At 68.1% G+C, this 20951-nt stretch carries 18 protein-coding genes; 11 read left to right on the top strand and 7 right to left on the bottom strand.

Features of this window, described 5'->3' with window-relative positions:
* Nucleotides 1–96: 96 nt before the first annotated feature.
* The gene (locus ACWIGI_RS33020; protein ID WP_454207014.1) at nt 97–978 is read right to left on the bottom strand and encodes a poly(ethylene terephthalate) hydrolase family protein; all 882 of its coding nucleotides are present in this window, start codon (nt 976–978) and stop codon (nt 97–99) included.
* A gap of 96 nt (nt 979–1074) precedes the next feature.
* Here ACWIGI_RS33020 and ACWIGI_RS33015 point away from each other — a divergent pair, with 96 nt between their 5' ends.
* Nucleotides 1075–1782, top strand: a complete 708-nt coding sequence (locus ACWIGI_RS33015) for a hypothetical protein (RefSeq protein ID WP_454207012.1) — start codon at nt 1075–1077, stop codon at nt 1780–1782.
* A gap of 6 nt (nt 1783–1788) precedes the next feature.
* Here the strand turns inward: ACWIGI_RS33015 and ACWIGI_RS33010 are convergent, their stop codons facing one another.
* Complete coding sequence (locus tag ACWIGI_RS33010) at nt 1789–2574, bottom strand: IclR family transcriptional regulator (protein WP_454207010.1); 786 nt, start codon at nt 2572–2574, stop codon at nt 1789–1791.
* Between the two features lie 149 nt (nt 2575–2723).
* Here ACWIGI_RS33010 and ACWIGI_RS33005 point away from each other — a divergent pair, with 149 nt between their 5' ends.
* Genes ACWIGI_RS33005 through ACWIGI_RS32985 form a run of 5 tightly spaced genes read left to right on the top strand, consistent with a single transcriptional unit; the run spans nt 2724 to nt 8449 of the window.
* Complete coding sequence (locus ACWIGI_RS33005) at nt 2724–3206, top strand: flavin reductase family protein (RefSeq protein WP_454207008.1); 483 nt, start codon at nt 2724–2726, stop codon at nt 3204–3206.
* On the top strand, nt 3203–4498 hold the full coding sequence (locus ACWIGI_RS33000) for an acyl-CoA dehydrogenase family protein (RefSeq protein WP_454207006.1): 1296 nt from the start codon (nt 3203–3205) through the stop codon (nt 4496–4498). The genes ACWIGI_RS33005 and ACWIGI_RS33000 overlap by 4 nt, the downstream gene beginning before the upstream one ends.
* Nucleotides 4495–5886 (top strand): aldehyde dehydrogenase family protein, encoded by a 1392-nt coding sequence (locus ACWIGI_RS32995; protein WP_454207004.1) that lies wholly within the window; start codon nt 4495–4497, stop codon nt 5884–5886. The genes ACWIGI_RS33000 and ACWIGI_RS32995 overlap by 4 nt, the downstream gene beginning before the upstream one ends.
* On the top strand, nt 5883–7025 hold the full coding sequence (locus tag ACWIGI_RS32990) for an FAD-dependent oxidoreductase (protein WP_454207002.1): 1143 nt from the start codon (nt 5883–5885) through the stop codon (nt 7023–7025). The genes ACWIGI_RS32995 and ACWIGI_RS32990 overlap by 4 nt, the downstream gene beginning before the upstream one ends.
* Nucleotides 7026–7033: 8 nt before the next feature.
* Nucleotides 7034–8449 carry an aldehyde dehydrogenase family protein gene (locus tag ACWIGI_RS32985; protein WP_454207001.1) on the top strand — a complete coding sequence of 472 codons (1416 nt, stop codon included), beginning with the start codon at nt 7034–7036 and terminating at the stop codon, nt 8447–8449.
* A 174-nt stretch (nt 8450–8623) separates the two neighbouring features.
* On the opposite strand, the gene ACWIGI_RS32980 is transcribed toward ACWIGI_RS32985, so the two are convergent.
* Nucleotides 8624–10045 carry a TY-Chap domain-containing protein gene (locus ACWIGI_RS32980; protein ID WP_454206999.1) on the bottom strand — a complete coding sequence of 474 codons (1422 nt, stop codon included), beginning with the start codon at nt 10043–10045 and terminating at the stop codon, nt 8624–8626.
* Nucleotides 10046–10470: 425 nt separating this feature from the next.
* Here ACWIGI_RS32980 and ACWIGI_RS32975 point away from each other — a divergent pair, with 425 nt between their 5' ends.
* The gene (locus ACWIGI_RS32975) at nt 10471–11115 is read left to right on the top strand and encodes a restriction endonuclease (RefSeq protein ID WP_454206997.1); all 645 of its coding nucleotides are present in this window, start codon (nt 10471–10473) and stop codon (nt 11113–11115) included.
* Nucleotides 11116–11417: 302 nt separating this feature from the next.
* Nucleotides 11418–12416, top strand: coding sequence for a TY-Chap domain-containing protein (locus tag ACWIGI_RS32970; RefSeq protein WP_454206995.1), 999 nt, complete (start codon nt 11418–11420; stop codon nt 12414–12416).
* 154 nt (nt 12417–12570) lie between these two features.
* Here the strand turns inward: ACWIGI_RS32970 and ACWIGI_RS32965 are convergent, their stop codons facing one another.
* Nucleotides 12571–14817 (bottom strand): ATP-binding cassette domain-containing protein, encoded by a 2247-nt coding sequence (locus tag ACWIGI_RS32965; protein ID WP_454206993.1) that lies wholly within the window; start codon nt 14815–14817, stop codon nt 12571–12573.
* Between the two features lie 61 nt (nt 14818–14878).
* Here ACWIGI_RS32965 and ACWIGI_RS32960 point away from each other — a divergent pair, with 61 nt between their 5' ends.
* Nucleotides 14879–15856 (top strand): helix-turn-helix transcriptional regulator, encoded by a 978-nt coding sequence (locus ACWIGI_RS32960; RefSeq protein WP_454206991.1) that lies wholly within the window; start codon nt 14879–14881, stop codon nt 15854–15856.
* Between the two features lie 54 nt (nt 15857–15910).
* On the opposite strand, the gene ACWIGI_RS32955 is transcribed toward ACWIGI_RS32960, so the two are convergent.
* The 3 genes from ACWIGI_RS32955 to ACWIGI_RS32945 are packed head-to-tail and all read right to left on the bottom strand — an operon-like array spanning nt 15911 to nt 18221.
* Nucleotides 15911–16489: a neocarzinostatin apoprotein domain-containing protein gene (locus tag ACWIGI_RS32955; RefSeq protein WP_454206989.1), complete on the bottom strand. Its 579-nt coding sequence runs from the start codon at nt 16487–16489 to the stop codon at nt 15911–15913.
* A gap of 2 nt (nt 16490–16491) precedes the next feature.
* Nucleotides 16492–17094: a neocarzinostatin apoprotein domain-containing protein gene (locus ACWIGI_RS32950; protein ID WP_454206987.1), complete on the bottom strand. Its 603-nt coding sequence runs from the start codon at nt 17092–17094 to the stop codon at nt 16492–16494.
* Nucleotides 17091–18221, bottom strand: coding sequence for a hypothetical protein (locus tag ACWIGI_RS32945; RefSeq protein ID WP_454206985.1), 1131 nt, complete (start codon nt 18219–18221; stop codon nt 17091–17093). The genes ACWIGI_RS32950 and ACWIGI_RS32945 overlap by 4 nt, the downstream gene beginning before the upstream one ends.
* Before the next feature lie 256 nt (nt 18222–18477).
* Between ACWIGI_RS32945 and ACWIGI_RS32940 the strand changes: the two genes are divergently transcribed.
* Both ACWIGI_RS32940 and ACWIGI_RS32935 read left to right on the top strand, forming a co-directional pair.
* Entirely contained in the window at nt 18478–20082 is a 1605-nt protein-coding gene (locus tag ACWIGI_RS32940) for a nitrilase-related carbon-nitrogen hydrolase (RefSeq protein WP_454206983.1), read from the top strand.
* 45 nt (nt 20083–20127) lie between these two features.
* Nucleotides 20128–20931: an oxidoreductase gene (locus tag ACWIGI_RS32935; protein ID WP_454206982.1), complete on the top strand. Its 804-nt coding sequence runs from the start codon at nt 20128–20130 to the stop codon at nt 20929–20931.
* Nucleotides 20932–20951 lie beyond the last annotated feature (20 nt).

Raw genomic sequence — 20951 nt, 5'->3', positions numbered from 1 at the left:
CGTAGTGCTCCCCGCCCCCAAACAGGTTCCTGTCACCCGCGGCGCCCCCGGCGGCCTTATTGGGGCGGGGCCGGCCGGGCGGAAACCGCTCAGTTCTCAGGGCATTTCGACGCGAACCGCGGCATCGGTGCGCCGTCCACTGTCGTAGACGAACGCCCGGGCCGCCGGATCGCCCAGCTGCGCCAGGAACCACTGCGCCGTCCAGCGCGCGGCCGCCGCGACGGTCTGCTCGCGCGGGGCGGTGCCGGGGTGGGCGTCGGGCGCCGCCCCGGGCGGGTTGTCCTCATCGGCCAGGCCGAAGTGATTGGCGCCCAGCAGATTCACGAAAGCGGCTGTCGGAGCGCCGGTGAGTTTCGTGAAACTCTCGTGCGCTTCGGCCGGTTCACTCACCGAGTCCTCGGTGCCGTTGATGTACAGCACCGGAATCCCGTGCACCGCGACCACATCGACGACCGGTCCGATGGTCGTGTTGGTGCCGTGCCCGACGATGGCCTTGAGCTGCGGGGGATGCCGATAGGACACCCCGAAGCAGAAGGGCATCTGGCAGCGGTCCGCGGCCGCGTACAGCGCCGCCGCCCCGCCGTAGGAATGCCCGGCCACGACCAGGGTCTCCGGGTCGACGACGCCGCCGATCCGCGATCCCGGGTCCGCGGCGCGCTCGCGCGCCCAGCCCACCACATCGGTGATCGACTGCTCGCTGGGCAGGCTGTACCCGGGCATCGGATAGCGCTCGGGAATCACCACCACGAACCCGTAATCGGCGACGGCGGAAGCGAATCGGGAGTAGTACTCGCGGCGCATGTTCGCGCCGGGCAGCATCAGCGCCACCGGCAGGCGACGGCCGGCGTTCGCCGGATACCAGACCGTGGCCGCGTCGAGGCCGACGCGGGTTTCCTCCCGGGTGACACCCGGGTCGGCATGGGCCGGAGCGGCGGTGAGAAGGAGCAGGGACAGGGCGGACGCCAGCAGGGTGCGCATGGGATCCCGTTTCGTTTGTGGAAACAGTGTTTCGGTGTGAGACTGTCGGGAGCGTACTCCGAAACAGCGTTTCGCAGAAGAGAACAGGGAGCTCGAATGGGACCGCACCCCTACGGCTGGTTGATCCTGCTGCACCTGGTGTTGTTCGTGTTCTGGCTGGGTGGAGACCTGGGCGTCTTCTACTCCAGCCGGTTCGTGATCGATCCGAAACTCGATGCGGCGGCCCGGGTCACGGCGCTGAACATCATGAGCGGGCTGGATCTGGCCCCCAAGATCTGCCTGGTGCTGTTCTTGCCGAGCGGGGTGACCCTCATGGCCACCGCGCCGCACGGTGCGGAGCTGTTCGGGGTCGCCCTGTTTCCCGGCTGGTCGGTGGTCGCGATCTGGGTGTTCAGCGCGATCTGGCTGGCGCTCACTGTGATCGCACATCGCACCCACGGCCGCATCGCCACGGTGTATCGCGCCGATCTCGTCATCCGCGGGCTCGTCATCGCGGGTATGGCCGGTGCGGGCGGATACGCCCTGATCGCGGCCGAACCGTTCGGGGTCACCACCAACCCGAAGTGGCTCGGCGCCAAGATACTGCTCTACACCGCCGCGATAGCGGCCGGCCTCGGCATCCGAATCACGCTGCGCCCCTTCGGCGCAGCCTTCGGTGAACTACTCACCACGGGGTCCAGTGACCGGATCGAGCAGACCTTGCGCCGCAGCGTGGACGGCTGCCTGCCCTACGTGTGGACGATCTGGGGCAGCGTCCTGGCGGCCGCCGCGCTCGGGGTGTTCAAGCCCGGCGCGCAGCTGTGACGAGAACTAGCCGGTGTAGCCGAGTTGCGCCGAGAGCGCGGCCGCGGCCTTCTGCAACTGCGGCACCAACTCCGGGATACGCGGCTCGAATCGAGCCAGCGGTCCGCACACGCTGATCGCGCCGATGACGCCGCCGTCGTGGTCGAGGATCGGCGCCGCCACCGAGGCCGCGCCGATCTGCCGCTCCCCCAGCGAGATCGAGTAGCCCTGCTTGCGCACCGAGGCGAGCTCGGCGCGCAGTTTGCGCGGGGTGGTGATGGTCGATTCGGTGAACGGGGTCAACTCGTGACGTTCGAGGTACTCGTCGATCTCTTCCTTGCGCAGGGCGGCCAGGATCGCCTTCGAGGAACTGCCGGCGTGCAGCGGATACGGCACGCCCAGCACCACCTCCATGCGCAATTCCTGTTCCGGCACAACCTGATCCACGTACATGCGGGTGTCGCCGCGGCGAATCGAGAGGGTCGCGGTCTCCCCGGTCGCGGCGGCCAGCCTGCGCAGTTCCGGCGCGGCCATGACGCGCAGGTCGGTGCGGGCGAGGTATGCGCGCCCCAGCGCGATGGCGGCGTGCCCGAGGGCGTAACGCCGGGTGGTCGGCTCGAGCGCGATGAGTTCGCGGTTGCGCAGCGCGGTGAGGATGCGATGGACCGCGGCCTTGGTCAGCCCCAGCTCGTTGGCGATCTCGGTGACGCCGAGATCGGCCCGCCCGCTACGCCCGAACAGCAACAACACGTCCATGGCTCGCTCGACCGCGGCGATGGAGCGACTCTGGTTCTCGGCCTCGTTGTCCGACACGGCTCCAGCTTAGGGCACGGGATTTCCCAATGGGAAACGACCCGCTCGGTCCGGTCGCGCACGGGATTTCCGGTTCGTTCACTTGCACCACGTCACCACGGGCGTTACGTTGTGCGTAACAGCGTTTCCACTATCGAAACGGAGGAGACGTGGACTCGACAGATCTCCGCCCGGTCCTCGCCCAGTGGGCGACCGGAGTCGCCGTCGTCACCACCCTGCACGGCGACGGCGCCCGGCACGGCATGACCGCCAGTTCCTTCACCAGTGTGGCCCTGGATCCCCCGCTCGTCTCGGTATGCCTGGCCTCGAACGGCACCACCTGCCGATTGATCGGCGACAGCGGCGTTTTCGCGATCAACGTGCTCGGCCACGACCACGGGGCCATCGGCCGCCGCTTCGCCGGACCGGCCACCGCAGGGGACCGATTCGCGGTGGGCCGCTGGCGTTCGGCGTGCACGGGCGCGCCGGTCCTCACCGACGCCGTGGCCTGGGTCGACTGCGAGGTCGCCGCCCGCCATCCCGCCGGCGACCACACCATCGTGCTGGGCCTGGTCCGCGATGCCGCAGTCCCCCGCCCCGCTCCCCCGCTCATCTATCACGACCGCACCTACTACGAGGGGATTGCCCGATGATCGGCGAACGACTCGTCGAAGACATGACCGCCGCGGAACTCGAACGCGCGCACCGTGTCGAATCGATTCTGCCCGCCCTGCGCGCTGCCGCGGCCGAGGCCGACCGCACCGCCACCTTCCCGCCCGCCCACGTCGGGCTACTGCGCGACGCGGGCCTGCTCGGACTGGTGGTGCCGGAGAAGTTCGGCGGCCTCGGCGGCACGCTGCGCGATCTCGCCGCGGCGACCTTCGCCATGGGCACCGCGTGCCCGTCGACGGCGCTGGCCTACTTCTTCCACAACACCAGCGCCTCGCGCGGCCTGCTCCCCCTGGAAGCCATCGACGCCGGGCTCTTCGCCGACGACGAGGTCCCGGTGGTGCGCGCGTTCGCCGAGAAGGTCCTGCGCCGGATGGCGGACGGAGTCTGGCTGGCCAACTTCGCCTCGGAATCGGTCAAGACGGCCAAGGCCAACATCACCATCGCCACCACCGCCCGCAAGGTGCCCGGCGGCTGGATTCTCAACGGGGAGAAGTCGTTCGGCTGCGCGACCGGCATCGCCGACTACTACCTGACCTCGGCCAAGCTGGAAGGCTACGACACCGCCGAGGGCCTGGCGACCTTCTTCGTCCCCCGCGACGCCGCCGGGGTAAGCGTGCGCGCACCCTGGGACGGACTCGGCATGCGCGCCACCGCCAACAACGGCATCCGGCTCGAGAACGTGCACATCGCCGACGACGAGGCGCTGGCGGTGCCGGGCGCGTTCACCAAGATGCTCACCATGAGCCGGGGCAGTTTCGTCGGCAATCAGCTCGCCATCGCCGCGGTGTACGCGGGCTGCGCGCAGCAGGTATACGACGACACCCTGGCCGCGACGACCCGCAGGACGTTCGCCGACACCGGCGAACCGATCGCCTCCTCCCCCGTGCACCAGGTGCTGATCGGCGAGATGACCAAGAATCTGCGCACCGCCTACCTGTGGCTGCGCTATCAGCTCGCCGTCGAGACCGCCGAGACGCCGATCAAACCCAAGCAGGAGGTCTTCACCCAGTGGCGGCTGGGCAAGGGTGCGGTCACCGAAGCCTGTTTCCAGGTCGCGATCGGCGCGCTCAAGGCCGGCGGCACCTCCGCGGCCTCGATGGACGGCTCCGCCGGGCGGGCGCTGCGCGACCTGGCGATGGGATTGGTGATGACCTTTCCCGCCGAGCGCGGCATGCTCGAGGTCGCTCGCATCGTCACCGACGCCACGGCCAACGAGTTGTTCACCACCGCACCGCAGACGGCACAGCAATCCGCTCCGCAGGTGACGCGATGACGGGGGTGGAGCTACCCGACGTCCGCGAACTCGTCGACGGCGAATGGGGCACGCCCACAGTGGATCTCGGTGTGGCGCTGGAGGATCCCGCCACCGGCGCGCACGTGTCCCGGGCGGTCGCGACCGCGCCGGACCGGATCGAGCGAGCGCTGTCCGTCGCGGCCCGGGCAACGGGTTCGATCGGTCCCGACACCCTCGAAGCCATCGCGGACGACCTCGACGCCCGACTGGGCCGGATCAGCGCATTGGACTCGTACGCCACGGGTGTGCCCATCACGCAGGTCGCTCCGCTGGGCGTGATCGTGTCCGGATCCTTCCGGCTCGCCGCGGCGCAGCTGCGGTCGGGTGCGCTGCGCGCGGATATCGACGGCGTTCAGGTGCATCGACTGCCGCTGGGGCCCGCGCTGTGCCTGACCCCGTGGAACGCGCCCGCCCCGATGGCCGCGCACAAGGTCGCCAACGCCCTGGCGGCGGGCTGTCCCGTCATTCTCAAGGTCAGTGAACTCGCGCCGTACAGTTCGGTGGTGCTGGCCGAGGTGATCGCCGAGCGCGTGCCGCCCGGCATGTTCCAGCTCGTGCACGGCGGCGCGGACACCGGCGCGCAGCTCGCCGGGGACGCGCGCATCAAGGCGGTGTCGTTCACCGGCGGATTGGCCGGCGGCCGGGCCGTGGCGATCGCCTCGGCGCCGCTGCTGCGCCCGTGTCAGCTCGAACTCGGTGGCAACAATCCGCTGCTTGTCCTGCCCGACGCCGACACCGACATCGCGGCCCGGATGGCGGCGGAGCTGCTCACCACGCTCAATGGCCAGTGGTGCCGTGCCCTGGGCAGGCTCATCCTGCCCGCCGGTCGAGCACCGGAACTACTCGACGCGATAGGGAAACGCCTGTCCGACTTACGCATCGGCGCTCCGCTGGATCCCGCGACCGAATTCGGGCCGCTGGTGCACTCGCGGCATCTGGCGGCGGTGCGCGCGGCGGTGGCCGGCCACGATGCCCGGTCGTTCGGGTCGGTACCCGAGGGAGGCAACTACTTCGCGCCCACCCTGCTCGCGGACGATCTGCTGGACGAGGTGTTCGGACCGGTCGCGGGCGTGCGCACCTACGACTCGGTGGACGAGGCCGTCGCGCACGCCAACGCGCTGCCCTACGGACTCGAGGGCTATGTCTGTGGTGCCGACGAGGACGCGGCAGTGGCTGTGGCGCAGCGTATTCGGGCCGGAGAGGTGAAGGTCAACGGCTCGTCGATCATGAGTCTGCATCTCATGACGCCGCGCCCGGCGTGGGGCATCTCCGGTCTCGGCGAAGAAGGCACCGCCGAGACACTGCGCCTGTTCACCGGCGCACAGGTCGTCGGCGTCGAGGGCCGCTTCGCCCTGCACACCTCATGAGCGTCGTGGTCGTGGGCGCCGGACCGGTCGGGCTCACCGCGGCCCTGACCCTGGCCCGGCGCGGGATCGAGGTGACAGTCCTGGAGGCCGGCACGGAGCTGGCCGCCAAATCGCGCGCGTCGACCTTCCATCCACCCACGCTTGAGATGCTCGACGCGCTGGGCGTGCTGAAGCCGTTGCTGGACAAGGGAATCGTGGCGTCCACGTTCCAGTACCGCGAACGGAACGGCGGCGAACTCGCCACCCTCGACCTCGGTCTGCTGGCTGCGGACACCCCGTATCCGTTCCGCGTGCAATGCGAGCAGAGCAGGCTCACGCCGATCCTGCTCGACGCGTTCGAAGGGCTCGGCGGGCGGGTGCGATTCGACCACGCCGTGGAGGGACTGTTCCGCGGTGACGAAAGAGTCATCCTGCACACCGCGCGCGGACCCGTGCGCGCGGACTGGGTCATCGGCGCGGACGGCGCGCATTCGGCGGTCCGGCACGGCCTGGGCGCCCGATTCGAGGGCAGCACCTATCCCGAACGGTTCCTGGTCGCCTCGGTCGAGGAGGACCTCACCGCCGCGCTGCCCGGCATCGCCCCGATCAACTACGTGTTCGATCCCGTCGAATGGCTGGTCCTGCTGCGCACGCCGCAGCACTGGCGGGTGCTGCTGCCGACCGCGGCGGACAGCGCGGACGATGCCGAATTGTCGCGGCTGCCAAATCGTTTGACCGAGGTCGCCGATCTGGGACGGCCCTGGCGACTGCTGCACGCCTCCCTGTACCGCGTGCACCAGCGGGTGACCGATCGCTTCCGGGTGGGCCGGGTGCTGCTGATGGGCGACGCCGCGCACGTCAACAATCCGCTCGGCGGCCTGGGCATGAACAGCGGCATCCACGACGCGGTACGGCTGGGCGAAGCGCTGGCCGATGTGCTGCACGGTGGGCCCGAATCCGGCCTCGATGTCGCAGCCGAGCATCGGCGGCGGGTCGCGGTCGAGCACGTACAGCGGGCCAGTCACGCCAACTGGCAGCGGCTGCGCGGAGCGAGCGACGACTTCCGCACGCACGTGCGGGAACTGGCCGCAGACCCTGTGGCCACCCGCGCGTATCTGCGCCGCGCCTGCCTGCTCGATTCGCTCGAGGCCGAACGATGAGCCCGCGCGTGATCCGAGAGAACCCGGCCCGGCCCGCCGAAATCGTCGGCTCGGTCCCGATCTGCCCACCCGCGGCCGTGGATCTCGTAGTGGCCCAGGCACATCGGGACTTCCTCGAATGGTCCCGGGTTCCACTGCCCGACCGGCTCGCCGCGCTCGGCGCGGCCGCCGACGCGCTCGAGGCCCGCGCGGGCGAACTGGCCACGCTGCTGGCGCGCGAGAGCGGCAAACCGATCGTGGACTGCCGGGGCGAAATCGGCTTCGCGGCACTGTATCTGCGCTGGGTTCGCGACAACGCGCCCGTGGTGCTGACAGGTTCGGAGGTGCGGGATGCCCTGGGTCGTCTCACCACCACGCCCGCCCCGTTCGGCGTCGTCGCCGCCATCACCCCGTGGAACGCGCCCATCATCCTGGCCGTGCTCAAACTCGGCCCGGCCCTGGCCGCCGGAAACACCGTGGTACTCAAGCCTTCCCCCTTCGCGCCACTCGCGATCACGGCGGTCGCCGCGCTGCTGCCCGGCATCCAGGTGATTCACGGCGGCCCCGACACCGTCACCGCGCTCGTGTCCCACCCGCTCGTAGCCAAGGTCGCCTTCACCGGCGGCGAAGCCGCCGGGCGCAGCATCGCCGCCACCGCCGGAGCTGCGCTGACCCCGATCACCCTCGAACTCGGCGGCAATGACCCCGCGCTGTTCCTGCACGACTTCGCGCTCACCCCCGACGATTACGAACGCCTCGTACTGGCGTCGTTCGCCACGGCGGGCCAGGTGTGCATGGCCGCCAAGCGCCTCTACGTGCCCCGCGCACGCCGGGACGAGTTCCTCGACTCGTATCTGGCTGCAGCCCGGCGCATCCTGGTCGTCGGCGACCCCCTGGACGAACGTGTCACCATGGGCCCGCTGGTGAATCGCGCGGCGGTCGAACGCCTCACGGACCTGATAGCCGACAGCCGCCGCCGCGGCGGCCGGATGATTCCGCTGGCCGCCGCCCCCGACGCCGGCCCCGGCTACTTCCTGACCCCCGCTCTCGCGCTGGACCTGCCGGACGACGCCGCCCTGGTCACCAGCGAACAGTTCGGCCCCCTGGTCCCGTTGCTCACCTACGACTCCGAGGACGAGGCGGTCCTGCGCGCCAACGATTCCGAACTCGGCCTGGCCGCCTCGGTCTGGTCCGCCGACGAGGACCGCGCCTTCGCGGTGGCGGCCAACCTGCAGGCGGGCTTCACCTTCGTCAACACCCACAACCGCACCGGCATGTCCCTGCGCGCCCCCTTCGGCGGCACGAAACGCAGCGGCTTCGGCCGCGAGTACGCCCATGAGGGCCTGCGCGAGTACGTCCAGCCCACCGTGATCCACGCCCCCGCGGCCTTCCGCCCCGGCGGTCCCGGAATGCCGGCCCGCGCCTACCCATCCCAGCGCGGTTAGTCGACCGGGCAAATCAGGGCGCGGCCTGCCTCGGCGAACGTTCGCCGTTGGACAGTGCTGTGGCCTGCTACCCCCTACCAACATCGCCCGCTAATTTTCAGTCGTGCCGCGCCGACTGGTCCGGTCAACGAGCCGACTGGCCGATACTCGGCTGCGGGCGCCGAGGAACAGTCGTCACCAGCGCCATTGGATGTGACTATCGCCCAGAAAATCCAGTGAATGCACCGCGTTCTCGAGACCATCCGGTGTCTCGATCGTCCAGCGACCACCGCTACACCAGTCGATATCCGCCTGCGCCACCTCGTGGCGAACCAACTCCCGATCGCACAGTTCGGTGTAGTCGTCGTCAGCTTCCGGCAGTGCGTCGCTGTGATTCATCCACTGAAAAAAGCGCGCGGCGCGGTCCGAACGGATGCCGCGTTCGGTATCTGAATACTCGACTGTTCCTGTTGCCCACGGGGTCTCGTACCCATATTTGGTGATGAGACCGACGTACACCTGATTTCGGTACAACCGCATCGGCGTGCGCAGATCCATCGGCACATCGTAGCTCTCGACCTTCTTCAGCCTCCAAGAGTCTCGAGCTCCAGGTGGCCAGGTCGACCGTTCACTGTTGGCGGCGTCTGCATCCAGGTAAGTCAGGGTCGGGTCATCGGTGAGAGCTTCTGCGGCGAAGGTGAGCTCTCGTGGGTGGGTCACCTCGAAGACGTCGCGCAAGGTGGCGACCGTATTCGGTACGAGTAGACGCAGTGTGGCGTCCTGCAGTGTTCGTTCGGGTGCGGCATTCCACATCGGGTGCTCGGTCTCCACGCCCTCGATCGGGTCCCATTCCCAGCCAAGTTGGCTCATCTGCTGGCGCAACTGCGCGCGGTCACGAGATGTCGTTGGTCCCACCAGTGCGATGCTGTGAATGCTGAACTGGTTGGTGAACTCGATGATGGTGTAGTCGGGTTCGTTGGTGGGCGCGTGCAGCTTGAGGACTGCACCGTAAGGCAACGTGTCGAGCGCCCATTGCAGCCGTTCGGCGAAATCGTCCCAGCTCGTGCATGTTTCGGCGGCATTGCGATGGGTCGGGCGATCCGGAGCCACCGTGGTCAGCTTCCGAGTGATTCCGTAGAGGGCGTCCTCGGGGCCATCGTTGTTCGCCACGGTGTAGCGAAGTCGTTGTGGGGAGGCTTCCCAGCCATCGCGGAATATTTCCACCAGCGCGGCCGCTACCTCCTCGCGAAATCTGTCGATGTCGGTCCATGCGGTCGAGACCTCGCCCACCGCCGTGTTGCCGAGATCCTCGAACACCGTGGAAGGGCCCCACATGGGTCGGTCGTCGGCGCGGATCACCTCCCCGGTGGTCAGATACAACGCACCGACATTGGTCGTCCGATGCGTTCGGAGGATGTCCACCAAACGCCGTCGCCCTTCCTGTTCGACCGGGAGCGCAACGATGACCTCGACACCGCCGTTGTCACGAAACAGCACTCGGTACCCGGTCTCGACATCACGGATCTGGAGCAGTGCGCCCTCATGCTCACCGAGAGGGTAGGGATACAGGTACTGCGGCAGCTCCTCGAGCAGTTGCTGCCAGTTGTGATCGACCATCGCTTGTCCCCGCACATTCTCGCTGACCGAACGATTCGGTCACCGACAACATAATGACGTCGGCCGACACCAGTGGATCCTGCGGTCGTCTGCAGTAGCGGATGTTGCTGTGCCGCAGTCAATTCCACCGAGCCTGCGGCGTGCTGGCAAGTCCGGTCTTCGCGCCATGCGGCGAAGAGGGCGTTCACGGATCTTGACGTACTAGTCGTCCATCCTCTCAACCTCTACCTGATCTGCCGTTTCCTTCTAGCGTGTTGTTCCCCTCCGAAGGGCCAGATGATCGGCGCTGAGATGTCAGCCGGCATACTTGAATAGCCAACCGGCGGAACATAATTCAGGATGAACGTTCCTCCAGACTTGGCTGATGCAATCACTGATACGATCCGACAAGCTTTGCCCCGATCTCTTCCTTGCACGGAGCGCCGATGTCTTCAATCCACTCGCCATACGACGCTGAGCGCAACGCGGCAGACTGGATGAGAAGAATGGGCTACTTCGATGCGCAGGTAACCCGGCGTGGTGCAGACGCTGGGCTCGATGTCATCGCCGAGAACGCGGTGGCTCAAGTGAAGTGGCAAGGTGTAAAGGTTGGCCGGCCGGCGATCCAGAATCTCTTCGGCGCCCGCGGTTTTCACGTCGTGGACATGCTCTTCTTCTCGTCCTCGGGTTACACCACGCAGGCCGAAGTGTGGGCCACCGAGCACGGCGTCGCACTGTTCTACTTCGATGCCGACGACGGTTCCATCATGCCGGAGAACATCCACGCCCAACGGTTGGCCCGCAGCGGCGGAATCCAGACATCGCCGATATTGGACTACTCCGGCATTGTTTCGAAGCCCACGCCCGCACCGGCCACGTCCTCGAGCGGCAGGCTGGACCCAGTGGGGGTACTACAGGTCATCGGCAGCCTTTTCTTCGGACTTGTAGCGCTGTTTTGCCTGGTCGGAACCTTCGGGCATCTCAGTACGGACGATGGCGGCGCATCAGGAGGACTGTGGTTCACATCCTTCGTCGCATCGACAATTGCAAGCATCTGGCTGAGAAGTATTGGGAGATCGCGTCTCTCGTGATATTGCGAGAGTGGCGTCTGCTACCTCGTTAGGAGTACCCATCGATTCCCGACGCATCATCCACTGGGTACATCGGCGAGTCCGGGCCCCGTGATCGGTGAATCGTGACGGCACCCCGACCGATGGGATGTCGTAGCGGCGGAATCTGACGTCAGGGTTCAGCTTGACATCCGTGCGGTGGCCGATTCCGGTCCGCGCGTCACGCGGCATGTGCGGACATGGAGAATTGACGGTTGCAGATGGGTGTCACGGAAGTCGGTAAGTTCGCTTATGGTGTTGCGACTGTGAGAGATCAGGGAGAGATGACTGACGACGGATGGACTCGGCTGCTCGAGGATATTCCGTTGTTCTTGTATCCGGAGTATGACGAACAGCTCGAGAGGGTGTGGCCGAAGACCGGCGAGTGCATCGAGCTTCGTGATGTGGCGAGCAACGACCGCATCCTGTTCTTCGCCAACGGCGACATCGTGGAGATCTGGGTGATGGTCCCCGATGATCCGCAGGCCGCGCAGCGCCTGCTCTCGGTCTTGCAACGCCAACAAAAAACCGCCAGGACCCCTGTGCCGCATCCCGATTCAGGAGAGCTGATTCCACGCGAGGAAGCCCTGTGGCATCCGGTTCCACGGTCGGAGAAATTCCGGTGGACGAGTTGGCGGCACCCCGCCGACGACTACAAGCCTCAGGTCGCGGCCGCTGTTGTCGAGGTTCTGCGAGACGGTCTGGGCTCGGACTCCAGTCGGATACGTTACCGGGCATGGAACTATCAAGGCCCTGCTCGTGGGCTGCTGGGGATCTCGTACCTCTCGACCGTCGAGCCTGATCGGCCAACCCAGCGTGGTGTGCCTCCACGGTGTTCGGAATGGGCGGACTTCATCGACCGATTGGATTGGGCAGTGACCACCCTGCCCCTGGGCGAAATGCTCGTCCTCTCCGCCCCGGCGAAGGGCAGAGAGTCCTGCCACGTGCAGTTCTATCAAATTCCGGGTAGTCCGTCGCGGGCCCACGAGTGCATCATTTGGGACGAGGCGGGGCTGGCGATCGGCGATCTCAATGTGCGGATGACCGGATTGGGTTGGATCTGGGATCCTGAACACCTCGGTGGTGAGGATGATCCCGTCTGGAGACGACCGTGGGTCCATGCCACCGCCTATCCGACCGTGCGGGCCGCGGCCGAACTCACCGCAGCGACGTTCCGTGATATCGCGGGTGTGGTTTCCCCCTCGGAGCTGGTGTTCGAGTCGATGTCCGAACCTGTGGTGACCTATCTGGCCGCCGAATTGGGGTTGAACCGCAAGCCTTGAGCGTCACCGAACAGACTGAATTCGCAGGCAGTAGCGGATGTTTGGGAGCGACCCCGCCGCTCGCGCCGTCGTGGCAGCGACAGCCGACCTCGGCGAATGTGTACACGCCCCGCCCCGCGTGAGAGAGCCCCTGCCGAACACCCTCCCGTTGCCATCAACGCCGCAGAGCGCGACCGGTTTTCGAGTCCGGACACGTGGCGAGCCGCTCGGGTGTGCCCTCGAACACCAGTTGCCCACCGTGGCGTCCCGGCCCGGGTCCGAGATCGATGACGTGGTCGGCCTGGCGGACGACATCGAGGTTGTGCTCGATGACCACCATGGTGTTGCCCTTGTCGACGAGGGTGCCGAGTAGCTCCAGCAGGGTGTCGATATCGGAGAGGTGCAGGCCGGTCGTCGGTTCGTCGAGGACGTAGAGGGTGTTGTCGCCGCGGCGGGTCAGTTCCTTGCCGATCTTCAGCCGCTGGCATTCGCCGCCGGAAAGAGTGGTCAGCGACTGTCCGAGGCGCAGGTAGCCCAGGCCGACTTCCTCGATACGTCGCAGCGGTCCGGCGACCCCCGGTTCCCGCAGGCGCGCCGCGGCTTCGGTGATGGTGAGGTCGTCGATATCGGCGATGGTCAGACCGTCCACCGTGTACCGGAGTACCTCCGGGGTGAAGCGCCGTCCGCCGCATGATTCGCACACCGTTTCCTGGCCGTCCATGAAGGCCAGATCGGTATAACTGACGCCGAGCCCTTTACAGGCTGGGCACGCACCGGCCGAATTCGCGCTGAACAGAGCGGGACTCACGTCGTTGCGGGTGGCGAACAGCCGCCGGACAGCGGGCGCGATACCGGCATAGGTGATCGGCGTCGAGCGCCGATTGGTGGTGAGCGGACGTTGATCGACGACGGTGGCGGGATGGCGATCGATCAATTCCGCTACCAGACTTGACTTCCCGGATCCGGCGACCCCGGTCAGCACCGTCAACACCCCGGTGGGAATATCGACGGTGAGCCCGCGCAGATTGTTTCGCGTGGCATTGTCGATCCGCAGCTTGCCGGTGGGAGTGCGGTGTTCGCGTCGGATGCGGCGCTCTCGCAATCCCCGTCCGGTCGGGGTGTCGGCGGTGCGCAGCGCGTCGAACGATCCCTCGAATATCACCTCACCGCCGGCGGTCCCCGCTCCCGGCCCGATTTCCACAATCCGGTCGGCGATACGCATGATCTCGGGATCGTGCTCGACGACCAGCACGGTATTCCCCTTGTCCCGCAACTGTTTCAGCATCCCGGTCAGCGATCGGACATCATGCGGATGCAGACCCATGGTGGGCTCGTCGAAGATGTACAGCATTTCGACGAGGCTGCTGCCGAGATGCCGCACCGTCTTGACGCGTTGTGATTCACCGCCGGAGAGGGTGCCGGTGGGCCGGGCCAGCGACAGGTAGCCGAGTCCGATATCGGTGAGCGCGACGAGTCGCTCGCGCAGGGCGGCCACCACCGATGCGACACTCGGATCCGGCACGCCCGCAACCACTTCGGTGAGCTCGGCGATCTCCATGCCGCTCATCTCGACGATGGTGCGGCCCAGCACCCGGGCCGAGCGGGCGGCGGCGTTCAACCGATCGCCACCGCAGTCCGGGCACGGCCGGGTGTGGGTGAACTTCCGGAGCACGGCCTGCTTACGTTCGGAGAGGTCGTCCGCGGTGTGCAGGTAGACCCGTTCGAACCGCTCGATGACCCCCTCGTAGTCCTTCGGGGGACGGGTGCCCAGCCGTGTCGCCGCGGTTCCTCCGTACAGCAGCGCCTGTCGTTCGGACTCGGTCCACTCGCGCAGCGGAGTGGTCGGGTCGAACGAGCCGATGTCCGCGTACTGCCGGTACCAGTACTGCCCGTCGCCGAAGCCCGGCAGCAGGATCGCACCCTGCTCCAGTGACCTGTCCAGGTCCAGTACACGCTCGACAGCGGTGGACATCGTCTGCCCCAATCCCGAACAGGCCGGGCACATTCCGGCCGGATCATTGAACGAGAAGTGGTTCGACTCCCCCACATGCGGGGTGCTGATCCGCGAGAACAGCAGGCGCAGATAGCTGTACACATCGGTGATGGTGCCGACGGTGGAACGGGCATTGGCTCCGAGCCGCCGCTGGTCGATGACCACCACCGGTGACAAACCCTCGATGTGTTCCACCTCCGGCCGAGTCCAGCGTGGTAGCCGATTGCGCACGAACGGGGGGTAGTTCTCGTTGACCTGATATCCGGCTTCGGCGGCGATGGTGTCGAAGACCAGCGACGACTTCCCCGATCCGGAAACGCCGACGAAGACGACGAGGCTGTTGCGCGGCACATCGAGGTCTATCCGGCGCAGATTGTTCGTGCGGGCGCCACGAATGCGGACCGAGCGGTGTTGCGCGAATGTGGTCATGATTCGACGTTATCGACAGATGTGGCCGGATCCTGGCCGCAATCAGCGGCATGATGGAGCCATGGCCGATGTGACCCGTCGTATGCTCGAACTGCTGGCTCAGCTCCAGACGGGGCGGCGGTTCAGCGGTAAGGAACTGGCCGCTCGGCTCGAAACCAGCCCGCGCACCCTGCGCCGCGATGTGGAACGGCTTCGCGAGTACGGCTACCCGGTGTCGACACAGCCCGGGCCCAGCGGCTTCTATCAACTCGCCGCCGGCCGGACCCTGCCGCCGTTGGTACTCGACGACGACGAGGCGGTCGCCACGCTGGTCGGCCTGACCCTGCTGGGTGCAACGGCCCCACGAGAACCCTTCCGCGGCAATGGATTCGCCCCCGCGGCCGACCGCGCCTTCGGCAAACTCGACCAATTCCTGCCGCATCGCCTGCGGCCGGCCGTGGTCGCGCTGCGCGAAACCGTGGAGGCCGCACCGCAGAACGCACCGGCGGTGCGACCGGAGGCACTGACCATCCTCGGCACCGCGGCGGCCCGGCACGAATACGTCACCTTCACCTACCTCGGCCGGGACGGACAGACCTCCCACCGCCGGGCCGAGCCGTACCGCACGGTCTACCTCCACCTGCGCTGGTATCTGCTGGCCTGGGACGTCCGGGCGGCCGACTGGCGTACCTTCCGCCTCGATCGGATCGACGCGATCGTGCCCACCGCAAGCCATTTCACCCCGCGCCCACTGCCGGCCCGGTCGGGCGCGGAGTATCTGCGTGCGGGGTTGAGCGCCGGCCGCCACCGTGCGGTCGTCACCATCGAGACCTCCGCCGCCGCCGTCGCGGACGTCCTCAAATTCCAGGACTGCGAGATCGAGTCCCTGGGGCCGGACCGCTGCCGCCTGATCGTCCAGGTGGATTCGTTCCACTGGCTGATTCTCCAGGTCGGAATGATCGGCGCGGAATTCGCCATCGAGGAGCCCGCCGAGTTCCGCGATCACGCAGTCCGGCTCGCCGACCGGCTGCACCGGGCCGCCGAGCCCCGGCCCACGTAGGAGGGATGTGGTACCCGTCCGGCCGGGGATGGGTACCGCCGCAGGGACTTCCGATCAGCGCGAGCTCGCGCCCCGCCGCCACAGGGCGATGCCGAACGCGGCGGCGAGTGCCACCACGGCGGCACCGCCGAGGATCCACCCCAGGTTGCTGCCATCGTCACTGTCCTCGGTGGCGGCCGGGGCCGCCAGTGCGGTCGTGGGAGCCGGCGCCCCGCCGAAGGTCAGGGGGATCGAGGTCAGGATCTGGGTGGGATTCGTCAGGCTGGTGACGCTGAGGGTGCAGGCGCCGGGGGCGGACTCGCAGTTGGTGGCGCCGACCGAGGCGGCCAGGACCAGGGTGCGTTTGCCGCCGTTGGGTTGCCACGCACCCGTCGCGTCCGCCGCGCCGAGCAGGGCGCCCGAGAGGTTGCAGTCCGCGGGCGAGACGATCTGCGGTTTGCACTGGCCGACGGCGACGCTCGCGAGGTTCGCGGGCAGGCCGGCGAGCGTGACCGTGATCGACTGGCCGGCGGCAACACCCGTCGACTGATCGGCCTGGAGCACGGGGTCCGCCGTGGCCGTCGGAGCGCCGCACGTCAGGGCCGTCGCGGTGGCGGCCGCGAGCAGGGCGACCCGCGCATCGAGTCTTCTCATTGTCATTTCTCCTCCGGGGACGTTCGCGAGCGCCGCCGATCGGCGATCGCGATGGCGGAAACCAGGGCCAGCAGGACGGCGGTGGCCGTCCACAGTGGCGTCGAGGGACCCGAGACGTCGTCGTCCCGGGAAGTGGCGGGCGCGGGGAGCGCCGCCGCGGGCGGGCGGGTTCCTTGGAACACCACCGCGAGTTGTGCGGAATTGGCTTCGATCACCGCGGCGGGTTCGCTGCCGGGCAGCGGCGCGGCGGCGATCACGCAGGGCTGTGTGCCGCAATCGATGTCGTGGAAGCGCTGATGCGCGGTGAGGGTGACCGTGGGGAACGTGCCGTCGCCGGAGATGTTGACGAAGGTCGCGCCACCCTCGAGATCGCAATGCTTGATGCCGCTCGTGAAACCCTGTTTGCACAGGCCGACGGCCACGGCCGCGAGTCCGGGCCGGAAACCGCGCCCGTCCACGGTGATCCGCTGGCCCTCGGTGAGATCGGTATCGACGGAGATGGTGATGGCCGCACCGGAATCGGCGGCGGCGAGCGACGGCTGCCAGCTCGCACCGGCGACTACGGCCAGCACGGTCAGGGCTCGGGCGATGGCGGGACGGATCACGGGGTGTTTCCTTCCGGAGCGAGGCGAGCGGGCGCGAACGGTCGTGGGGCGCGCACGCACATCAGCGCGGTGAGCAGTACCGGGAGCGACAGCAGCGTCACACCCGTTCCGGTACCGGCGCTCGCACCGATCAGCGCGACGAAACCGAGTCCCGCCAGGGCCGCGAGCATGGACAGCAGTCCGGTGTGCACGGCCCGCGCGGGCGAAACAACTGATCCCGCAGCGGCATCCAGCGCACGCGCACCGCACGCGGCCGCGCCCAGCGTCACCGCGAGGCCGAGCGTGAGAGTGACTCGGCCGGGCGCGGTCGCGATCAGCAGCGCTCCCCCGGCCGCCACGATCAGCGCGAGGGGTACCGCATCGGGTTCGACAGCGGGCAGCGCCGCGACCACGATCGCCGGCGCCACCGCCAGCAGCAGCAACACGCACTGCTCGGCATCGAGCGCGTTCCAGCGGAACAGCAACAGGTGCAGGCCCGGCAGCACCGTGCCGCCCACCGCGAGGCCGACGCCGGCGTATCCGGCGACCAGCCCCCTGCTCCACCCCGGTGAGGTTCGCTCACCGTCGGATCCGCGCCGAATGGAAACAGCCTGCGCGGCAACCGATTCTGGCAGCAGCAATACCGAGCCCAGTAGCACACAGGCGATTCCGGCGACCCGCAAGGCGGTTGCGGGCGCGGTGTCGGACAGTGCCGACACCCCCGCTGCCACGCCGATCCCGCCCCACTGCGCCAGATGCCACCCGGTGAGCGTCCGCCCGCCCCGCGCCACCGCGCTCACCCGCCCGCACCCCAGCACCGGACCGGCGGCCAGAGCGGCGATCACCACCGCGGCGGTGAAGACACCGACGTGCGTCACGCTCGCGGCGATCAGGATGGCCGCGCCGCTCACCAGCGCGAACAACCCCGCACGACGCGGCGCGAGCGCCAGCCGAGGGCCGAGAAGCGCTGCGCCGCAGGCACACAGCAGCGCGGTCAGCGCCACGTAACCGACGACCGCGCCCGGAATTCCCAATCGCCCGCCGAAGGGTTTGGCCAGCAGCACCAGCGCGCCGCCCGCCACCGGCCCGGCGAACATCCCGGCAACCAGCAGTGCCGCGGTGGCGCGGGACGAATCGGAGGTCACCATGTCACCCTCCTCTGGCGTTTCGCTGATGGAAACGCGGTTTCGGAATTGCCATATTGAACCCGCACCGCAATCGGGTGTCAAGGCCAGGCCGCGCCGAAACAACACGGCAACAAGGCACTTCGGTTACCGGGGATTTCGGGAACGTGAAAATCCCGACCAGCGCTGGACAGAACTCCGACGCGGGTACAGAATCGGCTCTATTGGAAACGCTGTTTCGATGTACGAAACAGAATCCCACACCGAAGGAGGCCGGCGGATGATCCGAGTCGCGGCCGCACAACTGGCCGCGGGCACCGATGTCGCGGCCAACCTCGACGCCTGCCTGCGCATGATCGACGCCGCCGCGGACGCGCGAGCCGAACTCGTGGTGCTGCCCGAGTTCTGTAACCACCTATCCTGGTACGACGACCGCGTTCACGCGCACCGAATGGCCTGCCGAATCCAGGACCCCTTCCTCACCGCCATCGCCGACCGCGCCTGTCGCCACGCGATCTACGTCAAGATCGGCGTCACCCTCGCCCGCGACGACGGCCGCACCACCGGCACCAGCCTGCTCTTCGGCCCGGACGGCGCCCTGCTCGGCGAATCCGACAAACAGATCCTGATGGGCGCGGAAAACGATTACCTCGACCCCGGACTCGACGATTCCCCGGTGATCGAGACCCCCCTCGGCCGGATCGGCATGTACGCCTGCATGGAGGGCGTCATCAACGAGGTCACCCGCTCGCTCACGGTGCGCGGCGCGCAGCTACTGCTCAACAGCCTCAACTCCTTCGCCATCGACGAAGCGGGCCTGCACATTCCCGTGCGCGCCGCCGAGAACAAGGTCTGGGTGGTCGCCGCCAACAAGATCGGCCCGCTGCTGCCCGGCGATCAACTGCCCGCGATCGCCGACCGGCTCGGCGTTCCCCCGGATCGGCTGCACGGGGCCGGGGAGAGCCAGATCGTCGCACCGGACGGGACCTGTGTGGCGATGGCGCCGGCCGCCGGTGAGGCCCTCGTCTTCGCCGACATCGACCTCACCCGCGCCGATGACAAATACCGGCCCGACGGCACCGACGTGATCGCCGCGCGCAGGCCCGCGATCTACACCCCGTTGCGCGCGGACGCCCTGCGCAGCGCCGCCGCCGGTGCGGACCATCTCACCGCGGCCGTCAGCGTCCCCGATCCGCACGCCATCGCCCGCATGGCACCCGACCTGGACCTGATCGTGCTGCCCGAGCTGGCCGCGGTGACCATTCCGGAAATCGTTCGCGCACTGGCGAATACGTCCTGCCGCGTGGTGACCTCGCTCCGCGCGGGCGGCGCGCACCACGGGGTACTCATCGACGCCGGCGGAGTGGCGGGACGGCAGCCGCAACTGCACCCCACCGCCCGCCATCCCTGGCTGACCGAACCGGGCGACGAGCTCACCGTATTCGCCCTGCCCTGGGGCAGACTCGCGCTCGTGGTCGGCGACGACGCGCTGTTCCCCGAGACCTTCCGCCTGGCCGCGGTGCAGGACGCCGACGTGGTCGCGGTGGCCCACACCCCGGGCGAGGAGTGGGAACTGCGGCTGGGCCTGCCCGAGCGGTCGGCGGAGAACCGGCTCAACATCGTCGCCGCCGGATTCGCCCCCGACCGGGCGCTGGTCGGCGGAATCTACGGCCTGAGCCCCGATTTCACCCTGTGGTCCGCCTGGCGCGGCCCCTTCACCGGCGTGATCAGCCACCCGGAGGTCACACCGGTCCCGCCGAGCGCCACCGTGGTCCGCGCGACGATCCGCCCCGCCCAGGCCGTCAACCGGCTCATCTCCCGAGGCACCGACCTCGTCGCCGGACGACCGCGCCGGCCCATGGACGCCATGACCGGACAGCGATGAGAAGGCGCACGGAACAACGACCCGCACAACCCGACCGGAGCGAAGATGAGTGAAACCGTGCAACACGTCGAGCAGATGGTCGACGAGAACCCCCGCACCGACGTCACCGCGACGTTCCAGGAGTGGCGCGACCTGCTGACCGGCCTCCGATCCCGCATCGCCGAGCGCTTCGAGCTCGTCCGCGATCCGAGCACCGACGACCTGGAAAGCTACGGCGACCCGGCCACCGGCCCCGCGGGCAGCCTCGCCGCCTACTCCGGACCCGAAATCGACTGGCTGGTGCACTCCTGGATCGGTGATCCCCGAACCGGATTCGTCAATCTGCACCTCACCGCGTGGCTGGGCCCGCAGATCCGGGTACCGCACTTCGGTTCGGCGCTGCTGCTGTGGCCCGAGGGCTGGTTCTACGTGGACGCCATTCCGCGCGGCGACATCATCGGCGACGGCGCGTATTTCGACTCCTACTACGCCGAGAACGACGCGCCCTGGCTCGATTTCAAGCAGGAGCACCCCGACTTCACCTGGTTCACCAGTCGCACCGGCTTCATTCGAGGCAGTCTGTCACCGACCGCGCACTGCTACTCCTTCCCCGCGACCCGGCCCAATCTGGACACCGTCGCGGACCTGCTCACCGCGCGGGTCGAGCAGTGGCTGGGCTGGGTGGCGGCGGCCGAACCCGTTGCGGCCGAAGACCGTCCGGCACTGGCCGCACGGGACCTGGCCGTGCGGCGCAACATCGCCGAACGCGACCCCGCGAACGTCATGGGCGAGCGCCTCTTCGGACCCGAACTCACCAACCGGCTCGTACGCGCGCTCTGGGGCGGCGACCGCGAACTGCCCCGGCCCTGAACGCTCTCCCTGAAAGGCAG

The sequence above is a fragment of the Nocardia sp. NPDC055321 genome, from assembly GCF_053645575.1.
This window is presented reverse-complemented; position numbering and strand designations above follow the sequence as displayed.